A 20,809-nucleotide genomic window follows, 5' to 3' on the forward strand; every position below is an offset into this window, starting at 1 on the left:
CAATCCGATTATGTGTAGAGATTCGCTAATGAGCTGCAACAGGAAAAAAGGCGCGAACCATCGCCCTAATTGGCCGCGTCCGCATCCCGAAGCGGACAGCTCCGACCAATCGTCTCGGTGACGAAATCCATCACTGCCCGGATCGCGGGCGAGCGGCGGAGATCGGGGTAGGTCACGAGCCAGAGGTCGCGCGTTGGCGAAGGGATGGCCGTCGATAACCGCGTGAGGGCCGCTTCGCCATCGCCCAGGAAAGCGGGAAGCGCCACGACGCCGAGACCGGCGCGCGCGGCTCCCAACTGGCCGAAAATATCGCCGGCGCGGAAGACGATGGGGCGGCCGGCCAGCAGGCTGCGCAGCCAGGTCTGCTGCGTCAGATGCTCCAGCGCCGCGTCATATCCGATGAAGACCCAGTCCTCCTCCGGTGTCTCGGCAATCTCGGGTATCGCGTAGAGCCCGAAACGCATCACGCCAATGCGCCGCACCAGGAGGTCACTCTCCTCGGGGCGCGTCATACGCACGGCGATGTCTGCTTCGCCGTGATCGAGCGCTGCGCGCCGCGTCACGCCGGCGATGGTCAGCGTGATGTCGGGATGCTCGGCACGGAAGCCGACTGCTTTCGGGGCAATCAGATGGGCAGCAATGGATGGCGGCGCGCTGATCTTGACGGCGGCGGACAGGCCGGCGACAGCGCTTTTCGAATAGCGCCTGATCGCCTCGACATTCTCCTCCATGCCAACCACCAGCTCCGCAATCGCCCGGCCGTCAGCCGTCAGCGGCGAGGTGCGCGGCCGGCGGTCGATCAGGCGAAGGTCAAGCGTGCGCTCCAGCGCGGCGATGCGCCGGCCGACGGTGGCATGGTCGACGCCAAGCTCGCGCGCCGCGGCCGACAGCGAGCCGGTCCGCGCCAGAGAGGCAAAATGAAGCAGGTCCTGCCAATCGATCATCTGTGCATTATTGCACAGATATGGTGAGCTCATACCGAATTTATTCAGGCGCAGCTTTGTGATCAAAACTGCGTCTGAAAGGAGACTACCTCTATGCCCCTCGCCATTGCCATGAACAGCCCCGGCGGCCCCGAGACGATGCAGCTCGTTGATCTCCCCATCACCGAGCCCGGTCCCGGCCAAGCCCGCATCCGCCAAAGCATCTCCGGCGTCAATTTCGTCGACATCTACATTCGCTCAGGCCTTTACCCACGGCCGCCCGGCCAGACCATTCTCGGCTTCGAAGGTGCGGGCGTCGTGGACGCAATCGGCCCCGGCGTCGAAGACCTGAAGGTCGGCGATCGCGTCGCTTATGTCGGCCACCCGCTCGGCAGTTATGCCGAGATGCGCACCCTGCCCGCCTCGCGGCTGATAAAGCTACCCGATGGCGTCAGTGAGCGGCTTGCCGGCAGCACGATGCTGCGCGGGCTGACCGCCCAGATGCTGCTCCACAAGGTTCATCCCGTGCAGCCGGGTGAATGGCTCCTGGTGCATGCGGCAGCCGGCGGCGTCGGGCAGATCGTCACCCGCTGGGCCAAGCGGCTCGGCGCAAACGTCATCGCCACGGTCGGCTCGGAAGCCAAGGCGGAATTTGCCTACGAGGCCGGCGCCGATACCGTTCTCCTGCACACATCCGAGGATTGGGTGGAGGAAACCCGCCGCATCGCCGATCGTCGCGGCGTGCATTTTGCCATAGACGGCATCGGCGGCGCCATGCTGTCGCAGACGCTTGCCACCGTCCGCCCCTTCGGCATGGTTGCCAGCCTCGGCCAGCCTGCCGGCCCCATTCCGCCGGTGCAGATCGAGGAGCTGACCGCCCCCCGGGCCATCGCGCTTTCACGCCCGAGCGTGCTGGTCTATGCCAACGATCCGGATCTCTACCGGCAAGGGGCGGAGATCCTCATGACGGAGCTGCAGGCAGGCCTGGTCAATCCGATCGGGGCGGAATACACGCTCAAGGATGCGGCCATCGCCCATGCCGATCTGGAGGCCGGGCGGACGACTGCAAGCGTGGTTTTGACGATGTAAACCGCGGGGAACACAATCGCCTGATCCCGTCAATGGCTTTTGCTGCATAGCAGCACTTCCATTGACCGGGCCTGCTTTTGCCTGATACCCATTGGAAGTGGCATCGCTGCCATTTTCATCCGGTATGAACCCCGACCCGTCGTGGCTAACAGCATGGACATCGCCTCGCCGGTGTCCGCAGGCGATATCTCGTGAACACTGCCTCCCAGACCATCCAGTCCAACTCGGCGCTGACCCTTATCTCCATCGTCGCGCTGACCTTCTTTGGCTATCTGGCCATCGGCTTGCCGCTTGCGGTGCTGCCGACCCATGTCGATAGCGGGCTCGGTTTTGGCGTCGTCTGGGCCGGCATCGCTATCAGCACGCAATATGTGGCGACTATCGTCAGCCGCGCGCAGGTCGGACGGTTATGCGACCAGTACGGGCCGCGCCGTTCGGTCTTCCTCGGCTTTTTCGCCTATGGGCTTTGCGGCGCCCTGACGCTGGCATCCGCGCTCGTCACGGACATTCCGGCGGCGAGCCTGTCGCTGCTGCTTGCCGGACGCCTGGCGCTCGGTATCGGCGAAAGCCTGGTCAGCACGGCAGCGATCACCTGGGCGATCGGCCTGATGGGATCGCGCGAAACCGTTCGCATCATCTCGTGGAACGGCATCGCCACCTATGGCGGCATCGCGCTTGCCGCCCCTTTCGGCGCCTGGCTCGAGGGGCAATATGGTTTCTTCGCCATAGGTACTGTGACGATCGGCCTGGCGATTGCCGGCGTAATGCTGGCGCAGACACGGCCACCGGTGCCCGGCATCAAGGAAAAGGGCATCGGCACCGGCCAGGTGCTCGGCCGTATCCTGCCTTACGGCGTGGCGCTGGCACTGGCCTCCAGCGGCTTCGGCGTCGTCATGGCCTTCGTCGCCCTGTTTTTCCACAATCGCGGTTGGGACGGGGCTTCGCTGGCATTGAGTGCCTTTGGCCTCGCCTTCATGGGCATCCGCCTCGGATTGGCGCAAGCCGTCGCTCGCTTCGGCGGCCTGCCGCTGGCGCGTATTTCGCTGGTGCTGGAGATTGTCGGCCTGCTGACGATTGCCCTTGCTCCGACGCCCACCGTCGCGATCATCGGCGCAGCCCTTGCCGGCGCCGGTTTCGCGCCGGTTTTCCCGGCACTCGGCAACGAGGCGATGGCGCGTATTCCGCCGCAGAACCGCGGCGTGGCGCTTGGTCTCTACTCGATGTTCCTCGATGTGGCGCTCGGAGGCACCGGCCCGATTGCCGGCGTGCTTGCCGATCACTTCGGCTATACGGCACCCTTCCTCCTCGGCGGCGGCGCCGTCCTGCTCAGCCTTGCGATCTGCTTCTGGCTGCGCAAGACCAGCAACGTATAGAGCCAAAGGCTTCGCCAAGTCGGAGCGTTTAATCCCGCCGCCCGATAATCGTTGCGCAAAACGACCACGGCTTGGTATGGACCTGCGACGATCACAGCTGGGAGACAGACGCATGAACATCACCGAAATCGTTCTCGAAGGCGATACCACGGGGATCGCATGGCGGCTGCCGGTGCTGCATTTCAAAGGCAGCAAGCCGGATGCTCCGAAGATCTATATCCAGGCGGCACTGCATGCCGGCGAGCTGCCGGGCACGGCGCTTGTCCATTTCCTTTGCGAACGGCTGCGGCAGGCCGAAGCGGACGGCGCGCTTCTGAGCGATATCACCGTCGTGCCGCACGCCAACCCGATCGGTGCGGCGCAATCGCACTTCGGCGAGATGCAGGGCCGCTTCGACCTCAGCTCGCGCACCAATTTCAACCGCGATTTCCCGCTGATCTCGCTGCGCGATCGGCATCTACTGACCGCAAATCTGGAGCGTTATTCCGCCGTCGACCGGCTGAAGCGGCAGCTGATCCACATGGCGCTCGGCGCCGATCTGGTGATCGACCTGCATTGCGACGACGAATCCCTGCAATATGCCTATATCGACGATGCCTTCTGGCCGGAGGCCGCCGATCTTGCGGCGGCGCTCAACATGGACGCCGTGCTGCTATCGGACGGCGAAAGCTCGGCCTTCGAGGAAGCCGTCAGCTTTGCGTGGAAATACGAGGTGCCCGGCGAGAAGAAGGCGCAATTGCCGGGCAAGCTTTCGGTCACCGTCGAGCTGCGTGGCACGCGCGATGTCTACCCGGAAATGGCGAAGAACGATGCCGAAGGGCTCTGGCGCTTCCTTGCCGCCCGTGGCGCGGTCAGGGACGACGGCGTCACCCTTTCCGCTTTCACCGGACCGGCGGTGCCGCTCGACAATGTCGAGATGATCCGCGCGCCACAGGCCGGCACCGTGCTCTTCCATCGCAATATCGGCGAGCGCGTCGAGGAAGGCGATCTGCTGGCAACGATCATCACCGCGCCCGGCATGCCGAACGGGACGATCGACGTTCACGCTCCGCAGGCAGGCCTCATCGTCACCCGCGTCTCCGACCGTCTCGTCCGCCGCCGCGGCGACCTGATGAAGATCGGCTGCGACATGCCAAGCGGCGCCGCCCGCAAGCCCGGAACGCTGGAAGACTGAGATAGAGCAAGAGACGGAACGGATATGACGATCACCATCTACGGCATCAAGAATTGCGACACGATGAAGAAGGCACGAGCCTGGCTCGAGGGCCACGGCATCGCCTATGATTTCCATGACTACAAGGCCGCCGGCATCGACCGAGACCATCTGGAGCGCTGGACGGCGGAAGCGGGCTGGGACATCGTGCTCAACCGCGCCGGCACCACTTTCAGGGCGTTGCCCGAGGCAGACCGCGCCGACCTCACCAGGGATAAGGCCATTACCCTGATGCTGGCCCAGCCTTCGATGATCAAGCGTCCGGTGCTGGAAGTGGACGGAAAACTGCTGATCGGTTTCAAGCCGGAGATTTATGCAGGCGCATTCAAGGTCGGTGCATAAGAGCTGAGCCATGTCCAAAACCACCCGCGCCACGCAAGTTCTGACCCAGGCCAAGGTCGCCTTCACGGTTCATGCCTATGACTACGATCCCAATGCCGAGCGCGTCGGCATGCAGGCGGCGGAAGCTTTGGGCGAAGAGCCGCATCGAGTGTTGAAGACGCTGATGGCGGAGGTGGATGGCAAGCCGGTTTGCGTGGTCGTTCCTTCTGATCACGAGGTCAGCATGAAGAAGCTTGCCGCCGCTTTCGGTGGCAAATCGGCGAATATGATGAAACCCGCCGATGCCGAACGGCTAACGGGCTATCATGTCGGCGGCATCAGCCCCTTCGGCCAGAAGAAGATCGTGCCGACGGCGATCGAGGCGCAGGCGATGACCGAAGCCTATGTCTATATCAACGGCGGCCAGCGCGGACTGCAGGTGCGGCTCAGCCCGCAGGATGCGCTCAGGGTTTTGAAGGCCAGTCCCGCGCCACTGATTGCCTGATCAAACGCTTCAGCAGACAAATCGCCTTCATTTTCGCCGTAAATCGGTCTAAGTCTGAGGGCCGTTTTCCGATTCCCAGCACGCAGGTTTTGCCATGACGTCAGCCTCCAACCATCATCCCGTCGATACCGCCAAGCTGGAAAAGCTTGCCGAAGTGGCCGTGAAGGTCGGGTTGCAGCTACAGGCTGGCCAGGATCTGCTCATCACCGCTCCGGTCGCGGCGATGCCGCTGGTGCGGCTGATCACGCGCGAGGCCTACAAGGCCGGCGCGGGGCTCGTCTCCACCTTTTACTCGGACGAGGAAACCACGCTCGCCCGCTACGAATACGGCCATGATGAGAGCTTCGATCGCGCGGCGAGCTGGCTTTATGAAGGCATGGGCAAGGCCTTTGCCAACAATACCGCGCGGCTCGCCATTTCCGGTGACAATCCGATGCTGCTCTCCGGCCAGGATCCGGCCAAGGTGGCGCGCGCCAATCGCGCCAATTCGGCCGCCTACAAGCCGGCGCTGGAGAAGATCTCCAATTTCGACATCAACTGGAACATCGTCTCCTACCCCAACCCTTCCTGGGCCAAATTGGTCTTCCCGGACGATCCGGAGGCGATTGCCGTCGCCAAGCTCGCCAAGGCGATCTTCTCGGCTTCGCGCGTCGATGTCGAAGACCCGGTGGCCGCCTGGGCGGAGCACAACGCCAATCTGCGCAAGCGGTCGGCATGGATGAACGGCCAGCGCTTCGCCACGCTGCATTTCCAGGGCCCAGGCACCGACCTGAAGGTCGGCCTTGCCGATGGTCATGAATGGCATGGCGGCGCTTCGACGGCCAAGAACGGCATCACCTGCAACCCCAACATCCCGACGGAAGAAGTCTTCACCACGCCGCATGCGCTACGCGTCGAGGGCCATGTCTCCTCGACCAAGCCGCTGTCACACCAGGGCACGCTGATCGACAATATCCAGGTGCGCTTCGAAGGCGGCCGCATTGTCGAGGCCAAGGCAACCCGTGGTGAGGAAGTGCTGAACAAGGTGCTCGATACCGACGAGGGCGCACGCCGGCTCGGCGAAGTGGCGCTGGTGCCGCATTCCTCGCCGATCTCGGCCAGCGGCATCCTGTTCTACAACACGCTGTTCGACGAAAACGCCTCCTGCCACATCGCGCTCGGCCAGTGCTACTCTAAGTGTTTCGTCGACGGAGCGTCGCTCAGCCAGGAACAGATCACCGCGCAGGGCGGCAATTCCAGCCTGATCCACATCGACTGGATGATCGGCTCCGACAAGGTCGACATCGACGGCATCAAGCCGGATGGCTCCAGCGTGCCGGTCATGCGCAAGGGCGAGTGGGCGTAAGCTAGAGGGCGGCCAACGCCGCCCTGACGCGGGCGAGATGGGCCAAGCGCCCAGCTTCACTGACGCGGTCCATGTCGTGCAGGGTCAGCATGCGGAAATCCAGCCGCTTGGCGCAGAAGGCGGCAATGCCGCGCTTCAGCAGGCGGCGCACCGGATTGCCCATATAGAGATGGACGACCCACCAGGGCGAGCCGGTGGTCGTCAGCGCCCAGAACAAGCGGATATTGGTAAGTTTCGGCACGATGCGGCCGCCGGCAGCATCGTGGCTGAAGGCGATACCCGGCGCGAAGGCGCGATCGAAGAAGCCCTTGAGGATGGCCGGAAAATTGAACCACCATTGCGGAAAGACCAGTATCAGCCCATCGGCCGCCTGTAGCCTCGCGACGATATCCGCGACGCCAGAGGTATCATAGGGCTGATCGAAATAACCGCGCCGCTCGGCCTCGGACAGGCGCGGGTCGAAGCCTTCGCGATAGAGATCGAGCAGATCGACCTGATGCCCGCCGGCAATGAGCGTCTCCTTTGCCGTTTTCGCCACAGCCGCGGCAAAACTATCCTCCAGCGGATGAGCAAGCACCAGCAGGATACGCATCAGAACAGGCTTCCCTGGTTCGACGGATCAGTGGAACCAGCCGGTTTCGCGACGCGCTTCTTTTGCGGTGGCGCGCTGGCTGGCGGCTCCGTGGGTGCCGGAGCGACCGGGTTGTCTCCGGTGACCGCGCCAACGCGGCCATCGGCGAACTCGATCGAGATTACCGCACCAGTGGCAAGGGACGCGGCCAGTGAAACCGGCCGGTCGGCCTCGTCGCGCACGACGGCATAGCCGCGCTTCAGCACGTTCTTGTAGGACAGCGATTGCATCACGCGCTCCTGCGCTACCAATTCTCCGCGCGCCCGCACGAGCTGATGGCGGATCGCCGTATCGGTGCGGCGGGAGAGATTGCCGAGCAGGTCACGGGCGCGGCCGGTCTGCGTCTCCAGCCGCGAGGGCAGCGTCGCAAAGACGGCGTCGGCGCGGCCGATGCGGGCGCGGGCGCGGTCGATCATCCGCTCGATGGTGCGCTCGGCGCGGGTCATCCGCTCGCTCAGCATCTGCCGCCGCTCCACGATGCGGTTCGACAGGACATCGGGCCGCAGATGCGAGGCGGCGCGCTCGAAGGTGCGGCGCTTGTTGAGTGTATTCAGCTCGAGCCCACGACCGAGGCCGGAGGCTGCCTCATCGAAGCGGCGACGCGGCAAGGCCAGAAGCTGGTCGAGCGACGGAAGCGCGCGTAGCAGGGCGCGCACGGACTGCCGACGCTGATCCATCTGCCGGCTCACGCCTCCCTGCAGGCGGGCGGCAAGGCTTGCGAGCTGCGCTTCCAGATCGGCCTTGACCGGCACCGCCATTTCAGCGGCCCCGGTCGGCGTCGGCGCGCGGACATCGGCAGCATAGTCGATCAACGTCCAGTCGGTCTCGTGGCCGACGGCGGAGATCAGAGGGATTTCGCTTGCGGCAGCAGCGCGCACCACCGCCTCGTCGTTGAAGCTCCAGAGATCCTCAAGGCTGCCGCCGCCACGGGCGACGATCAGCACATCCGGACGCGGCAACGAGCCGCCCGGCGCAAATTCATTGAAGCCACGGATGGCATTTGCGACCTCGTCGCCAGAGCCCTCCCCCTGCACCTTCACCGGCCAGACCAGTACATGCACGGGGAAACGATCGGAAATACGGTGCAGGATATCGCGGATGACCGCGCCGGTTGGCGAGGTGACGACGCCGATCACCTTGGGCATGAAGGGAAGCCGGCGCTTGCGTTCGGCATCGAACAGGCCTTCGGCACCGAGCTTACGCTTGCGCTCTTCCAGCAGCGCCATCAGCGCGCCGGCGCCGGCGGGTTCCAGCGTTTCGATGACGATCTGGTATTTCGAGGAGCCGGGGAATGTCGTCACCTTGCCGGTGGCGATGACCTCCATTCCCTCCTCGGGTCGGAATTTCAGCTTGGAAAATGTGCCTTTCCAGATCACCGCGTCGATACGGGCGCGGTCATCCTTCAGCGAAAAATAGGCGTGGCCGGAGGAATGCGGCCCGCGATAGCCGGAGATTTCACCGCGCACGCGCACCTGATCGAAGGCGCTCTCGACGGTGCGCTTGATCGACCCCGACAATTCCGAGACGGAATATTCCGCAAGATTCGACGGCGAATCATTCTCAAAGAAGCTGCTCATACGGTCTTTTATCCGAACTTGCCGAAAATGCGGAGATTCAAAAAATGCTGCTTTGCCCTTTGTGCATCCAAGAGGATGCACGGAACAGCAGCGCTTCATCAGACGTTAACCCTGTCTACAAAGCCTTTCTTAGCCATCCCCGTGCAATTCTGTGCAAACTTGTTTTTGGTAAAGAGGAGGTGGAACGATGATATTCGTAGCCGCCACGATCATTGGAATTGCCGCCGGCCTGCAGCGCTCGGCAATCGTCTCGATCCTGGGCGCGGCCTTGGTGAGCGTCGCCTTCATGGCAGCCGTCGCCATCTCGATGGTTCCGCCGCCGCTGACAACATTGTTCATCGCGCTCGGCGGCTACAATCTCGGCTTTATCGGTTACCTCATCACGCTCGACGTGCTGGAGCACCAGCGCCGGGCCTGAGCGGCACGTTCAATCCTGCGGCTTGAACCGGAAGAACCGTACATCCGATTTCGCCGCCGTCGGGATCGGCTCGAGGTAGGCGGGCACATGGCCCTTGCCGAGCTGGGCATAGAGTCCCTCCGGCTTCAACTCCGAAACTTCCTGCACCTGCGGGTCCCCGGGGCAAAAGGCAAGCAACGTCACATGCGCGCCGCGCAGGAAGGCTTCCGCCTCCTTCGGCTCGGCAAGGCCGATATGCAGTTCGGTCAGCATGCCGTCTGGATCGCGATGATAGGGACCGGAGAGCGTGCGATGCGGCGTGAAGCGCAGCAGGGGTGAACCCATGTTGGACGGCGCGGAAACAAGGCCGGGGGCGAGGCCAGCGATCGGCGCAAAGGCCTGCCTCGAAATGCAGTCTCCCGTCTCGTCCGCGTTGGCAGCCAAACTGTTCGCGATCCCATTCTTGGCAAGCGCGCCGCCAACGGCCCAGACTGCCGGTACGGAAAGCAGTGTGGCGACGATATAGACCAAGGCGGCGCGGACATTCTTCGTGTCGGCGGCGGAAATGCGGCGAAGCTCCGCCAGCAGGATTGCAAGCGGCGGAATGGCGAGCAGATTGGAAAACTCCGCCCCGCGCACCTGCACCAGGGCGATGATCCAATTGACGGCGACGAGCGCCATCAGCACAGCATGCAGACGAGCGCGCTCGCCGCGCAGCATGCGAACGATGCAGAGGATGATCGCCAGAAAACCCGTAGCGTAGAAGGCGCCGAGTGTTTCCGGTTCGCGTTGCGCCAGCGCGACAATCGACTGCGCCTCGGTGACTTTGCTCAGCCACAGCTGCACCAGCATCGGGTCGAGATCGGCGAGCGGATTGTGCAGGCATTGCGGCGCGATCACCAGGGTCGCTGCGAAAACGACAGCGCCGTTGGCCGCCAGCACCACCAGGCGCCACGGCCGCGACAGGCGGCTGGCAAACAGCGCCGACAGCAGTAGGCCGGCGCCCCCGACGCTGGTGATGCCATAGAAGCCGAGCGAAAGGTTGTCGCAGGTGACCGCGGAATAGAGATGCGGCGGCACCAGCGCGAAGAAGGCAGCGCTGACGGCGATCATCAGCGTGAGGGCGAAGGCTCGGGCAGCGGGCGCGACGATCTCGCCATCCCAGGCCCAGAGGCCGGCGACCGCCATGCAGGCGACGGCGACGAAAGGCGTCGTCTCGGCGCCGATGCCGAGCGCGATGGCAAGGGCAATGGCGGCAATGGCGAAATTGCGCGGGCGGTAGCTCTCATCCGCCAGCATGGCGACGGAGAGCGCAACGAGGCCAAGCTGCACATTGTCATGATCGATGGAGCCCGGCAGGAAACGGCGGGACGTCAGCACGAAGAGCGTCGTCAGAATCAGCGAGAAATGCATGCCCTCGACGCCGGCGATCCGGCGGCCGGCAAGCCCCATGAAGGCCATCAACGGCAATACTAGCATCAGCGGCCAGACGGTGAGCGCCGCCGCCTCGGCGCTTTCCGGTGCAAGAAACAGCCGGAAGAATGCAATCAGGCCGGCGATCGGCAGATCGATGAAGCGCGACCAATGCATCAACGTCCCACCATCGAGGCCGAGACGGTACTGCATCATGTCGAACCAGCCCTGACCACCGAGGAAATCGCGGACTTCGACCAGGCGCATGACATCGTCATTGTCGGGGCCGACATAGTCGGTGGCATGGCGATTGAAGATCAGCAGTACGACGATGGTGAAGAGCGTGTAGATCAGCGCGACGAGCCTCGGCCGCGACCAGAGCGACGGTACTTCCGTTTGCGCCGTAACGGCCGCTCCGCGCGTTACTGTCAACGTCTGCGCCATCTCGATAAAACCCCGTATTCGAAGGACATCCGGGGCACCACGCTAACCACTGGCCATCAAGAAAGCGTAAAGCGGGGCGACGCGGCCGCAAATATCACGATAATGTTCTCCAGCAAGCCGCAACCTGCCATTTTTCGCCCACAGCCCTAGGGTCTTATTAACGCGCAACGGGATAGGTTCTCCTCCAATAGGTCGCAAGTGAAAGTCACGCGTAGGAACTGGCCAGAGACCATGTGGAACGAGAAGCTGAATATCGCCGTCCTTCTGCCCTGCTATAATGAAGCCGCCACGATCGGCGACGTCGTTCGCGGCTTTCGCAAGGCACTGCCGCAGGCCGACATCTACGTCTACGACAACAATTCCACCGACACCACGGCGCTGCATGCCATGCTCGCGGGCGCGACCGTGGTGCGCGAGCGCCGGCAGGGCAAGGGGCATGTGGTGCGCCGCATGTTCGCCGATATCGACGCCGACATCTATCTCATGGCCGATGGCGACGGCACCTATGCGCCTGAAGATGCTGAGGAGTTGATCCGCACGCTTTTGACCGAAGGTTCCGACATGGTCGTGGGCACGCGCCGTGGCGTCCACGACGATGCCGGACGCCAGGGCCATGCCTTCGGCAATCGCATCTTCAACTGGCTTTACCGCACGATCTTCGGCCCTGATTTCACCGACATCTTCTCCGGCTATCGCGCCTTCTCGCGCCGCTTCGTCAAGAGCTTCCCGGCCGTGTCCGGCGGTTTCGAGATCGAGACGGAAATGTCGGTGCATGCCTCGCGGCTGAAACTGCCGGTCAGCGAGTTGGAACTCGATTATGGCCGCAGGCCGGAAGGATCGCATTCCAAGCTTTCGACCTTCCGCGACGGCTGGAAAATCCTCTGGATGTTTGCGATGCTCATGAAGGAAACCCGGCCCTTCGCTTTCTTCGGCATTCTGGGCGCTATTTCGATGGAGATGAGCATCGGCTTCATGATCCCCGTCTTCGTCGAATATTTCGAAACCGGCCTGGTCCTGCGCATGCCGACCTGGGTGCTCTCCATGGCGCTGATGATGATTTCCTTCATGCTCTTCACAGCTGGGCTGATCCTCGATTCAGTCGCCCGTGCCCGTGCCGAACAGCTTCGCATTCACTATATGAGCCTGGCCAAGCCGGCATCTCGCCAGATTGGCGACGAGCAAACGGTCTACATGACGGAACACGAGAAGCCGGCAAGCCGGAGAAAAAGGGCCAAGGCTGCATGAAGAAGCTGTTTCGCTTCCTGATGGCCGGCAGCGTCGGCTTTGTCGTCGACGCCGGCGTGCTGCTATTGCTGCTGCGGTTCACGGCGATCGGCCCGTTCGGCGGACGCGCGATCTCCATCCCGAGCGCGCTTCTCGCCACCTGGGTGCTCAACCGCAACTTCACCTTCGGCCATTCCGACCGGTCGCTGGCCGCCGAGGGCTTCCGTTACGGATCGGTCGGCCTGACCTCGGCGCTGCTGAACTACGCGCTTTATAGCGCCTTGCTCATGTCCGCGCCGACGCTCCGGCCGATCATCGCATTGATCCTGGCGTCAGCGGCGGCGACGGCGTTCAGCTTCTTCGGCTATTCGCGCTTCGTCTTCCGCCACCGCCAAAATCCCTAAAATTCCGGGTTAGACCGGTTCCCATCCATCCTTTTCGCTGGCGCGATAGATGGCGTCGATGACCTTCTGATTGAGCTTGGAGCTTTCGAGCGACACGACTTCGGCTTCCTTGCCGAGCGCGGCTGAGGCGAAGGCTTCTGCTTCGCGCCTGTACTGGCGGCTGTCGGGGAAACGGAAGATCTGCGATTCCGTGTGGCTGCGATTGGTCAATTCCAGCTCTTCGGCGCCATAGCGGTCGGCGTTGAAGGGGGACTTCACCTCGATGAAGCCTTCCGTGCCGTGGAAGACCATGACCTGGCGGTTGGCCAACTGCGTCGAGATATAGAAGCTCATGTCGAAATCACCGAAGTCGGCCTTGACGCTGGAATAGATGTCCGTGCCGAATTCCGGGTCACGCTCGGTGACCGCCTGGATGCGCAGGGGCTCGCGGCCGGTGACGAAGCGGGCTGATATCGTCGGGTAGACGCCAATATCGGGCAGACCGCCGCCACCGAGCGCCGGGATGTTACGCATATTGCCGGCATCGCGGTTGAAATAGGTGAAGGCGCCCTGGATGTGGCGCAGGCGGCCGATGGCGCCATCCGCCAAAAGCGAGCGCACCTTCCGCCAGACCGGCGCATAGGTCACCATATAGGCTTCGCTCACCAATACCTTGTTGCGGTCACGGGCAGCGATCAGGCCGTCGATCTCCTCGGCCTTCAGCGCGATCGGCTTTTCACAGAGCACATGCTTGCCGGCGTCCGCCGCCTTGATCGTCCACTCGACATGCTGCGACGTCGGCAGCGGAATGTAGACGGCATCGATCTTATCGGAAGCCAGCATCTCCTCATAAGAGCCGAAGGCATGCGGCACGGAGAAACGATCCGCCATCTGCCTTGCGCGGTCGAGATCGCGGCTGGCAACCGCCGTCACCACGCAATTTTCCGCATCCTGAATGGCGGGCACGACCAGATCGCGGCCGATCTTCGCCGTCGACAAAATTCCGAAACGCAACATGATTTTCCTCCTGGAACATGATCCCGAAGCGACGGTCCGCAGGGCGTCAAACGCGGCGCGGTTTTCGGCTGGGATCCTATGACATTGATGGGCGGAGCGAAACGAGGGAGGCGTCATCGCTCGGATGAAACCGTTATGGACTTTATTCGGCCCTTACCGGCGGCGCAACGGCCAGGAGTGGGGTGGTGCCAAAAACATGAGAGAAGTCCAAAGGCATGGATGGCCTGATTTGTCCTTTTTTTGTCCGGCACTTGGCTTTCTCGGCTATCTGTAGGGATCTAGTTTCGGTTATCCTTCAAACATAGGAGATACGAAAATGTCCCATGCCGACACCGCCCTGCTGGTTATCGATGTCCAGGAATCTTTCCGCCAGCGTCCCTATTGGCAAACCGACGACCTGCCTGCTTTCACCAGCCGCCTGCAGGCGCTGATCGACGGGGCGAAGGCCAAGGGCATTCCCGTCGTGCAGATCTTCCATGTCGATGGCGACGAACATTTCAGCCTAGAGAGCGGCTATGTCCGCACGCTCGACGAGATCACGCTCGAGGCCGACGCCGTCTTCCACAAGCATCGCCATTCCGCGCTGGTCGGCTCCGGCCTCGATGTCTGGCTGGTGGAGAACGGCATCCGCAAGCTGATCGTTTCTGGCATCCGCACCGAGCAATGCTGCGAGACCACCACCCGCCATGCCTCCGATCTCGGCTACGCCGTCGATTACGTCACCGAGGCAACATTGACCTTCCCGATGACGCATGCGTCGGGCACGGTCTTCAGCGCCGATGACATCAAGAAGCGCACCGAACTGGTATTGGCCGGCCGCTTCGCCCGCATCGCGACGGTCGAAGACGCCCTTGCCGCGACGGCGCTCAGGAGTGCCGCATGAACCAAGGCGACAGACACCTCCATCGCCGCATCCTTCCGGTCTATGTCGTCCTGCCGCCCTATACGCTGCTGATGGATGTCGCCGGACCGATGGAGGTTCTGCGCCGCGCCAATGTCGAACAGGAGGACGTCCTATTCGACTATCGCTTCATCGCCGCCCGACCGACGCAGACGACGTCGGTCGGACTGGTGCTTGCCGAACTGTCGCCGCTGCCGGATCGCATTCCCGACGGAGCCTATGTCGTCGTCTCCGGCAGCGTCACGGCACCACTGGATGCCGATGACGTCGAGCCGGAATTGGATATTCTGACCGCCTGGCTGAAGACGGCCATCCGTCCCGGCATCACGCTCGTCACCATCTGCTCCGGCGCCGTGCTCGCCGCCCGCGCCGGCCTGCTCGAGGGCCATGCCTGCACGACACACGCGGCCTGCATCGAAGAGGTCCGGCACTATGCCCCGACCGCGCGGGTTCTCGACAACCGGCTCTATGTCGAGGATCGCGAGCGCTATTCCAGCGCCGGCATCTCCACCGGCACAGACCTGATGCTGCACATCGCCTCGAAACTCACCTCGCCGATGACGGCGCTGACGATCGCCCGCCACATGGTCGTCTACATGCGCCGCACCGGCGCCGAACCGCAGCTTTCGCCTTGGCTCAGCGGCCGCAACCATGTCCATCCCGCCATCCATCGCGTGCAGGACGCAATCATGGCCGACCCCGCCCATGGCTGGTCGCTGTCCGAACTTGCCCGGATCGGCGCGATGAGCGCGCGGCATATATCCCGGCTGTTCCAGGAGCATGCCGGCCTGTCAGTGACCGCCTATGTCAATCTGATGCGCGTCACGCTTGCCCGCGACGTGCTGACCAATTCGCGGATGGACATGGAGCGCGTGGCGGAAAAATCCGGCTTCGCCTCGCCGCGGCACATGCGGCGAGTCTGGTCGAAATACAACGAACTGTCGCCCAGCCACTACCGCCGAACGGCAGCCGAATAAAGAAAACGTTAGTGGCATTTCCATTGGTGGGACGATAGCTTGGTTCGTCCCCACCCTCTCCGGCCTATTCCGTGCCGGTCTTTTGCTCAACTCATCTGGAGAGCCCCTATGGAAACGCGCAAGCTTGGACGCACCGATCTTTTCGTCGCGCCGATCGTCTTCGGCGGTAATGTCTTCGGCTGGACGGCCGATGAGAAAACCTCCTATGCCCTGCTCGACGCCTTCTTCGGCGCCGGCTTCAACACGATCGACACCGCCGATGTCTATTCCCGCTGGGTTCCCGGCAACAAGGGCGGCGATTCCGAGGAGATCATCGGCAAGTGGCTGAAGCAGAGCGGCATCGCCCGCGACAAGGCCATCATCATCACCAAGGTCGGCTCGGACATGGGGCCGGACAAGAAGGGCCTGAAGGCCGATTATATCCTCCAGGCGGTCGACGCTTCGCTGAAGCGGCTGCAGACCGACTATATCGACCTCTATCTGTCGCACTGGCCGGACCCGGAAACGCCGCACGAGGAATCGCTCAGCGCCTATGCCAAGCTGAAGGAACAGGGCAAGATCCGCCATGTCGGCTGCTCCAACCTTAACGCCGAGCAGCTTCAGGCATCGCTCGACGCCGCCGCCAAGGCAGGCCTGCCGCGCTACGACGTGCTGCAGCCGGAATATAACCTCTATACGCGTGACAGCTTCGAAGGCCCACTGGCGGATCTCTGCGTCGGGCAAGATATCGGCGTCATCACCTATTTCAGCCTCGCCGCCGGCTTCCTCACCGGCAAATACCGCACCAAGGCCGACACCGAGGGGCGTGCGCGCGAAAACCGGGTGGCCGCCTATCTCGACGACAAGGGCCTGCGCATTCTCGCAGCCCTCGACAAGGTTTCCGCCGAAACCGGCTCGAAGCCAGCCGAAGTCGCGCTCGCCTGGCTGCTGCGCAAGCGGGGCGTCACCGCCCCGATCGCCAGCGCCACCAGCCTCAGCCAGCTTGACGCGCTGATCAATTCGGCGAAGCTCACGCTTTCCGACGAGGCCATGGCCCTGCTCGACAAGGCCGGCGAATAGACAAGGACAAATTGATGACAGTGGTCGTGCGCGACGCCAAGCCTGAAGACGAAACCCGCTGGCGCAAGCTTTGGGCCGGCTATCTCACCTTCTATCGCGTCGACCTCACGCCCGATATCACCGACATGACATGGCGCCGGGTCTTCGATCCGGCGTCCGCCATCTTCATGCGCGTCGCCGAAATCGATGGCGAGGTCAAGGGTTTCGCGCTCTGCCTGACGCATGAGAGTACGTGGATCAGAGAGCCGGAATGCTATCTGGAAGACCTGTTCGTCGACGAAGGCACGCGCGGCCAGGGTGTCGGTCGGGCGTTGCTCGACGATCTCGTATCGCTTTGCAAGGCGAATGGCTGGGCGCGGCTCTATTGGCACACCGAAGAAGACAACGCCACGGCCCGCAAGCTCTATGACCGCTACATCAAGAGCGATGGGCTCATTCGTTACCGCATCAAGCTCTAAGCTTCGGCAGATCTTCGTAGAGAGCCGAATGATCGCCTTCCCAATTCGCCATGCCCCTCTTGGTCAGCATGCCGCGCGGGCTGACATAGCTCTGTATGGTTCGTATCGGCCGCTCGTGCCACTGGATATTGAAGGCCCATAATTTCGGGAAGAAGCAGAGCGAGGCATAGGGCAGGTGATCGTGGATCCACCAGGCCAGCTTCTGCCAATCTCCCTCCTCGCGGCAATGATCGATCAGCCACGGCACGACGACGCAGACGGCGGCGCCCATACAGCCGTCCAGATCGCGCATATCCCAGATATGATGGGCGGCGGTGTGAGGATTGGTCGAGCAATTCAGCCCGTTCCTGTTGCCGAAGGCGTTGACATCGGGTGCGCGATAGCCTGAGCGGATATGCAGGCGGCCGAAAGTGGCTTCCAGCGGCTCCAGCAACTCTTCGCAGAGCCTGCGGCCGGTCTCGATCGCCAGATCGGGATCCTCGGGGATATTGGGAATGCGATAGAAATCGGCGATCTCCGAATGCAGGAAATCGCGGAAGAAGAAATTCTTCGATAGCCTGACGCGGCCGAGTTCCTCCAAGCCCTTCATCGATCCCGGCTTTTTCATCGGCAACGCCCCCTATTCTCTATGGTCGCTTCAACATTCCGGCTTTTTCAAAACTTCGCCACCCGATTTTTTCGGAACAATAGCGCCGCCATTCCCTTGTTAAAGGGTCACAGCCAGTGACATTCCCAAAAAAGCAAGGATGGAAACCATGTCCAAGGACAAGACGCTGGAAGACCTTTTCTACGACACGCTACAGGACATCTACTATGCCGAGCGGCAAATTTTGAAGGCGTTGCCGAAGATGGCGCGTGCAGCCCAATCCCCCGAATTGAAGGCGGGCTTTGAAAAGCACCGCGAGGAAACCGAGGGCCAAGTCGAGCGACTGGAGCAGATTTTCGAGCTGATGGGCAAACGCGCCAAAGGCAAGACCTGCGAAGCGATCCAGGGGATTCTTGCCGAGGGCGAAGAGATCATCGAGGAATTCAAGGGCACGGCCGCCCTCGATGCCGGCCTCATCTCCTCGGCGCAGGCCGTGGAACATTATGAGATGGCCCGCTACGGCTCGCTGAAAACCTGGGCTCAGACGCTCGGCCTCAAAGAGGCCGTCGGCCTGCTCGATCAAACCTTGCAGCAAGAGACCAACACCGACAAGGCCCTGAGCAAGCTTGCCACCGGCGCCATCAATCAGAAGGCAGCCGCCTGAATGCAATATCCGAAAGGCGGCCGGACCATCCGGCCGCTTCCTTCGGTCTCATCCGGTATATTTGAAGAAATCGATGAAGGCGCGGAGCGCCGGGCGCATCTGGCGGCGGCTCGGATAATAGATGCAGAAGCCGGGATAAGGCGGGCACCAATCCTCCAGCACGCGGATCAGGCGGCCCTCGACCAGTTCCTGCGCCACCCTTATGTCGAAGAAATAGGAGAGACCCGCGCCATTGAGTGCCGCCAGAACCGCGAGCCGGTCTTCACCGACGATCAAGGGGCCGTCGACCGCGACGATCAGCTCACGGCCGTCCTTCTCGAATTCCCAGCGATAGAGCGAACCATCGGTGAAACGCCGCTTGATGCAGCGATGCTGGGCGAGATCGCGCGGGTGCAGGGGCTTCGGATGCTTCTCGAAGTAGGCCGGCGATCCGGCGATGACCGTGCGGATGTCGGGTGATACCTTCACTGCGATCATATCCGCTTCCACGCTCTCCTCCAGCCGAATGCCGGCGTCGAAGCCTTCCCTGACGATATCACTGAAGCCGTCCTCATTGGCGATCTCCAGCGTGATGTCGGGATAGGCGTTGAGGAAATCGCCGAGCCGCGGCGCCATCAGGAGATCAGAGGCGAAGCGTGGCGCTGTGATGCGCAGATTGCCCGCCGGGCGGCCACGGGTGGCCAGCGTATCCTCCAGCGCGATATCGATTTCCTCCAGCGCCGGCGCCAGCCGCTCCAACAACGCCTTGCCCTCCTCGGTCGGCAGGACGCTGCGGGTGGTGCGGGCGAGCAGCCGCACACCGAGACTTTCCTCCAGGCTGGAGACTGCATGACTGACGGCGGACGGCGCGATCGACAACTCCTTGCCAGCGGCACGGAAGCTGCGATGGGCGGCGACAGCGGCGAAAACCGCCAATTGAGAAAGCTGGGTCCGGTTCATTGATCTAAATTATAGAACAGCCTGTTAGAATTTGCATGGGTTTTTGTTCATTATCGAGCGATCTATCTTGCTCTTGTGACCGCGGACGACCAGCCCGGCCGTTTCCGATCGCAACAAAGCCCAAAAGGAATATGACAATGAAAACCCGCAAGCTTGGCAAGGATCTCACCGTTTCCGCCGTTGGCCTCGGCTGCATGGGCATGAGCTTCGCCTATGGTGCTTCTGACGAGAATGAATCGGTGAAGACGCTGCATCACGCCGTCGATCTCGGCGTTACCTTCTTCGATACCGCCGAGACATACGGCCCCTTTACCAACGAGGTGCTACTGGGCCGAGCACTGAAACCCGTCCGCGACCGCGTCGTCATCGCCACCAAGTTCGGCTTCAAGCTTGATCTGACCAAGTCGGGCCTGGCATCGATGATCGGCGTCGACAGCCGGCCGGAGCATGTGAAGGAGGTGGCCGAGGCATCGCTGAAGCGGCTCGGCACCGATGTCATCGATCTCTTCTACCAGCACCGCGTCGATCCGAATGTTCCGATCGAGGATACGGTTGGCGCCATGGCAGACCTGGTGAAAGAGGGCAAGGTACGCGCGCTCGGCCTTTCGGAAGCCGGCGCCGCCACGATCCGCCGCGCCCATGCGGTGCACCCGATCGCTGCCTTACAGAGCGAATATTCGCTGTGGTCCCGTGACCCGGAAGAGGAGGTGCTTGCCGTCTGCCGCGAACTCGGCATCGGCTTCGTACCCTATAGCCCGCTTGGCCGTGGATTCCTCACCGGTGCCATCAGCAAGGTGGATGACCTTGCAGCAGACGATTTCCGCCGCAACCTGCCGCGTTTCCAGGGCGAGAATTTCGACGCCAACGCCGCCCTCGTCGCCAAGCTCGAATCCCTCGCCAAGGACAAGGGCGTCACGGCCGCGCAACTGGCGCTCGCCTGGGTCCTGCATCAGGGCGACGATATCGTGCCGATCCCCGGCGCCCGCAAGCTGCACCATCTCGAACAGAATGCGGCAGCCGCCGACATCACGCTTTCGGTTGCCGAAGTGCAGACGCTGAGCGATATCATGCCGCTCGAAGACGTAGCCGGAAAACGATATACTGAGGCCTCGCTGGCGATGACGAATATCTGAAATCGTCGTCAAGCATCCGACATGCAACCATGCAATAAGGACATCGGTATCCGGGCCGATGTCTTTTTTTATGTGGCTGCACCGATGCGGCGGAGCGTGGGATAGAATTCGTATCCGTGAAAGCATATCCTAAGAGCGCCGCACCTTGTCCGTGTCATTTCGTGCACCAGATAGATCGTCATAGTCGCAAACTGCACATTCACTTCTCCACGCTTGGTTGACAAACCACCTTGAAGT

At 62.4% G+C, this 20,809-nt stretch carries 22 protein-coding genes; 15 read left to right on the forward strand and 7 right to left on the reverse strand.

Annotated elements, in window-relative coordinates:
* Positions 1–65: 65 nt before the first annotated feature.
* A complete protein-coding gene (locus AB6803_RS15845; protein WP_371109771.1) occupies positions 66–944 on the reverse strand; it encodes a LysR family transcriptional regulator in 879 nt (292 codons plus the stop codon).
* A 93-nt stretch (positions 945–1,037) separates the two neighbouring features.
* Here AB6803_RS15845 and AB6803_RS15850 point away from each other — a divergent pair, with 93 nt between their 5' ends.
* From AB6803_RS15850 to AB6803_RS15875, 6 genes are all read left to right on the forward strand, one after another.
* Positions 1,038–2,012: a quinone oxidoreductase gene (locus tag AB6803_RS15850; RefSeq protein ID WP_371109772.1), complete on the forward strand. Its 975-nt coding sequence runs from the start codon at positions 1,038–1,040 to the stop codon at positions 2,010–2,012.
* Positions 2,013–2,203: 191 nt separating this feature from the next.
* Entirely contained in the window at positions 2,204–3,385 is a 1,182-nt protein-coding gene (locus AB6803_RS15855) for an MFS transporter (protein ID WP_371109773.1), read from the forward strand.
* Positions 3,386–3,497: 112 nt separating this feature from the next.
* The gene (locus AB6803_RS15860) at positions 3,498–4,559 is read left to right on the forward strand and encodes a succinylglutamate desuccinylase/aspartoacylase family protein (RefSeq protein ID WP_371109774.1); all 1,062 of its coding nucleotides are present in this window, start codon (positions 3,498–3,500) and stop codon (positions 4,557–4,559) included.
* Positions 4,560–4,583: 24 nt separating this feature from the next.
* Entirely contained in the window at positions 4,584–4,940 is a 357-nt protein-coding gene (locus tag AB6803_RS15865) for an ArsC family reductase (RefSeq protein ID WP_371109775.1), read from the forward strand.
* Positions 4,941–4,950: 10 nt separating this feature from the next.
* Positions 4,951–5,424: a Cys-tRNA(Pro) deacylase gene (gene ybaK, locus AB6803_RS15870; RefSeq protein WP_371109776.1), complete on the forward strand. Its 474-nt coding sequence runs from the start codon at positions 4,951–4,953 to the stop codon at positions 5,422–5,424.
* A 94-nt stretch (positions 5,425–5,518) separates the two neighbouring features.
* A complete protein-coding gene (locus AB6803_RS15875; RefSeq protein WP_371109777.1) occupies positions 5,519–6,769 on the forward strand; it encodes an aminopeptidase in 1,251 nt (416 codons plus the stop codon).
* A gap of 1 nt (position 6,770) precedes the next feature.
* Here AB6803_RS15875 and AB6803_RS15880 read toward each other — a convergent pair whose 3' ends face one another.
* Together AB6803_RS15880 and xseA are read right to left on the reverse strand one after the other, a co-directional pair.
* Positions 6,771–7,361, reverse strand: a complete 591-nt coding sequence (locus tag AB6803_RS15880; protein WP_371109778.1) for an NAD(P)H-dependent oxidoreductase — start codon at positions 7,359–7,361, stop codon at positions 6,771–6,773.
* Positions 7,361–8,977 carry an exodeoxyribonuclease VII large subunit gene (gene xseA / locus AB6803_RS15885; RefSeq protein WP_371109779.1) on the reverse strand — a complete coding sequence of 539 codons (1,617 nt, stop codon included), beginning with the start codon at positions 8,975–8,977 and terminating at the stop codon, positions 7,361–7,363. Before xseA ends, AB6803_RS15880 begins: the two co-directional genes overlap by 1 nt.
* A 187-nt stretch (positions 8,978–9,164) precedes the next feature.
* Here xseA and AB6803_RS15890 point away from each other — a divergent pair, with 187 nt between their 5' ends.
* Positions 9,165–9,395 (forward strand): homogentisate export protein, encoded by a 231-nt coding sequence (locus AB6803_RS15890; protein WP_371109780.1) that lies wholly within the window; start codon positions 9,165–9,167, stop codon positions 9,393–9,395.
* Between the two features lie 9 nt (positions 9,396–9,404).
* On the opposite strand, the gene AB6803_RS15895 is transcribed toward AB6803_RS15890, so the two are convergent.
* A complete protein-coding gene (locus AB6803_RS15895; RefSeq protein WP_371109781.1) occupies positions 9,405–11,231 on the reverse strand; it encodes a hypothetical protein in 1,827 nt (608 codons plus the stop codon).
* A 231-nt stretch (positions 11,232–11,462) separates the two neighbouring features.
* Between AB6803_RS15895 and AB6803_RS15900 the strand changes: the two genes are divergently transcribed.
* Both AB6803_RS15900 and AB6803_RS15905 read left to right on the forward strand, forming a co-directional pair.
* Positions 11,463–12,476 (forward strand): glycosyltransferase, encoded by a 1,014-nt coding sequence (locus AB6803_RS15900; protein ID WP_371109782.1) that lies wholly within the window; start codon positions 11,463–11,465, stop codon positions 12,474–12,476.
* Entirely contained in the window at positions 12,473–12,859 is a 387-nt protein-coding gene (locus tag AB6803_RS15905; RefSeq protein WP_371109783.1) for a GtrA family protein, read from the forward strand. The genes AB6803_RS15900 and AB6803_RS15905 overlap by 4 nt, the downstream gene beginning before the upstream one ends.
* Before the next feature lie 9 nt (positions 12,860–12,868).
* On the opposite strand, the gene AB6803_RS15910 is transcribed toward AB6803_RS15905, so the two are convergent.
* Positions 12,869–13,855 carry a Gfo/Idh/MocA family protein gene (locus tag AB6803_RS15910; RefSeq protein WP_371109784.1) on the reverse strand — a complete coding sequence of 329 codons (987 nt, stop codon included), beginning with the start codon at positions 13,853–13,855 and terminating at the stop codon, positions 12,869–12,871.
* 316 nt (positions 13,856–14,171) lie between these two features.
* On the opposite strand from AB6803_RS15910, the gene AB6803_RS15915 reads away from it, so the two are divergent.
* The 4 genes from AB6803_RS15915 to AB6803_RS15930 all read left to right on the forward strand — a co-directional run bounded on the left by AB6803_RS15915 (position 14,172) and on the right by AB6803_RS15930 (position 17,250).
* Entirely contained in the window at positions 14,172–14,738 is a 567-nt protein-coding gene (locus AB6803_RS15915) for an isochorismatase family protein (RefSeq protein ID WP_371109785.1), read from the forward strand.
* Complete coding sequence (locus tag AB6803_RS15920) at positions 14,735–15,733, forward strand: GlxA family transcriptional regulator (RefSeq protein ID WP_371109786.1); 999 nt, start codon at positions 14,735–14,737, stop codon at positions 15,731–15,733. The genes AB6803_RS15915 and AB6803_RS15920 overlap by 4 nt, the downstream gene beginning before the upstream one ends.
* A 108-nt stretch (positions 15,734–15,841) precedes the next feature.
* Complete coding sequence (locus AB6803_RS15925) at positions 15,842–16,792, forward strand: aldo/keto reductase (RefSeq protein ID WP_371109787.1); 951 nt, start codon at positions 15,842–15,844, stop codon at positions 16,790–16,792.
* A gap of 14 nt (positions 16,793–16,806) precedes the next feature.
* Positions 16,807–17,250 (forward strand): N-acetyltransferase family protein, encoded by a 444-nt coding sequence (locus AB6803_RS15930; protein WP_371109788.1) that lies wholly within the window; start codon positions 16,807–16,809, stop codon positions 17,248–17,250.
* Here the strand turns inward: AB6803_RS15930 and AB6803_RS15935 are convergent.
* Positions 17,240–17,857, reverse strand: coding sequence for a hypothetical protein (locus AB6803_RS15935; protein WP_371109789.1), 618 nt, complete (start codon positions 17,855–17,857; stop codon positions 17,240–17,242). The two genes, AB6803_RS15930 and AB6803_RS15935, sit on opposite strands and share 11 nt — an antisense overlap.
* 148 nt (positions 17,858–18,005) lie before the next feature.
* Between AB6803_RS15935 and AB6803_RS15940 the strand changes: the two genes are divergently transcribed.
* A complete protein-coding gene (locus AB6803_RS15940) occupies positions 18,006–18,500 on the forward strand; it encodes a ferritin-like domain-containing protein (protein ID WP_371109790.1) in 495 nt (164 codons plus the stop codon).
* Positions 18,501–18,548: 48 nt separating this feature from the next.
* Here the strand turns inward: AB6803_RS15940 and AB6803_RS15945 are convergent, their stop codons facing one another.
* Positions 18,549–19,439: a LysR family transcriptional regulator gene (locus AB6803_RS15945; RefSeq protein ID WP_371109791.1), complete on the reverse strand. Its 891-nt coding sequence runs from the start codon at positions 19,437–19,439 to the stop codon at positions 18,549–18,551.
* Positions 19,440–19,576: 137 nt separating this feature from the next.
* Between AB6803_RS15945 and AB6803_RS15950 the strand changes: the two genes are divergently transcribed.
* On the forward strand, positions 19,577–20,572 hold the full coding sequence (locus tag AB6803_RS15950; protein ID WP_371109792.1) for an aldo/keto reductase: 996 nt from the start codon (positions 19,577–19,579) through the stop codon (positions 20,570–20,572).
* The last annotated feature ends 237 nt before the right edge of the window (positions 20,573–20,809 follow it).

The sequence above is a fragment of the Rhizobium sp. RCC_161_2 genome (assembly GCF_041355235.1).
Taxonomy (GTDB): domain Bacteria; phylum Pseudomonadota; class Alphaproteobacteria; order Rhizobiales; family Rhizobiaceae; genus Rhizobium.

Bases quoted from the DNA above. Each gene is read 5' to 3' on its own strand.
- AB6803_RS15845 (WP_371109771.1), bottom strand. From the start codon at position 944: ATGATCGATTGGCAGGACCTGCTTCATTTTGCCTCTCTGGCGCGGACC.
- AB6803_RS15850 (WP_371109772.1), top strand. From the start codon at position 1,038: ATGCCCCTCGCCATTGCCATGAACAGCCCCGGCGGCCCCGAGACGATG.
- AB6803_RS15860 (WP_371109774.1), top strand. From the start codon at position 3,498: ATGAACATCACCGAAATCGTTCTCGAAGGCGATACCACGGGGATCGCA.
- AB6803_RS15865 (WP_371109775.1), top strand. From the start codon at position 4,584: ATGACGATCACCATCTACGGCATCAAGAATTGCGACACGATGAAGAAG.
- ybaK (WP_371109776.1), top strand. From the start codon at position 4,951: ATGTCCAAAACCACCCGCGCCACGCAAGTTCTGACCCAGGCCAAGGTC.
- AB6803_RS15875 (WP_371109777.1), top strand. From the start codon at position 5,519: ATGACGTCAGCCTCCAACCATCATCCCGTCGATACCGCCAAGCTGGAA.
- AB6803_RS15880 (WP_371109778.1), bottom strand. From the start codon at position 7,361: ATGCGTATCCTGCTGGTGCTTGCTCATCCGCTGGAGGATAGTTTTGCC.
- xseA (WP_371109779.1), bottom strand. From the start codon at position 8,977: ATGAGCAGCTTCTTTGAGAATGATTCGCCGTCGAATCTTGCGGAATAT.
- AB6803_RS15890 (WP_371109780.1), top strand. From the start codon at position 9,165: ATGATATTCGTAGCCGCCACGATCATTGGAATTGCCGCCGGCCTGCAG.
- AB6803_RS15895 (WP_371109781.1), bottom strand. From the start codon at position 11,231: ATGGCGCAGACGTTGACAGTAACGCGCGGAGCGGCCGTTACGGCGCAA.
- AB6803_RS15900 (WP_371109782.1), top strand. From the start codon at position 11,463: ATGTGGAACGAGAAGCTGAATATCGCCGTCCTTCTGCCCTGCTATAAT.
- AB6803_RS15905 (WP_371109783.1), top strand. From the start codon at position 12,473: ATGAAGAAGCTGTTTCGCTTCCTGATGGCCGGCAGCGTCGGCTTTGTC.
- AB6803_RS15910 (WP_371109784.1), bottom strand. From the start codon at position 13,855: ATGTTGCGTTTCGGAATTTTGTCGACGGCGAAGATCGGCCGCGATCTG.
- AB6803_RS15915 (WP_371109785.1), top strand. From the start codon at position 14,172: ATGTCCCATGCCGACACCGCCCTGCTGGTTATCGATGTCCAGGAATCT.
- AB6803_RS15920 (WP_371109786.1), top strand. From the start codon at position 14,735: ATGAACCAAGGCGACAGACACCTCCATCGCCGCATCCTTCCGGTCTAT.
- AB6803_RS15925 (WP_371109787.1), top strand. From the start codon at position 15,842: ATGGAAACGCGCAAGCTTGGACGCACCGATCTTTTCGTCGCGCCGATC.
- AB6803_RS15930 (WP_371109788.1), top strand. From the start codon at position 16,807: ATGACAGTGGTCGTGCGCGACGCCAAGCCTGAAGACGAAACCCGCTGG.
- AB6803_RS15935 (WP_371109789.1), bottom strand. From the start codon at position 17,857: ATGAAAAAGCCGGGATCGATGAAGGGCTTGGAGGAACTCGGCCGCGTC.
- AB6803_RS15940 (WP_371109790.1), top strand. From the start codon at position 18,006: ATGTCCAAGGACAAGACGCTGGAAGACCTTTTCTACGACACGCTACAG.
- AB6803_RS15945 (WP_371109791.1), bottom strand. From the start codon at position 19,439: ATGAACCGGACCCAGCTTTCTCAATTGGCGGTTTTCGCCGCTGTCGCC.
- AB6803_RS15950 (WP_371109792.1), top strand. From the start codon at position 19,577: ATGAAAACCCGCAAGCTTGGCAAGGATCTCACCGTTTCCGCCGTTGGC.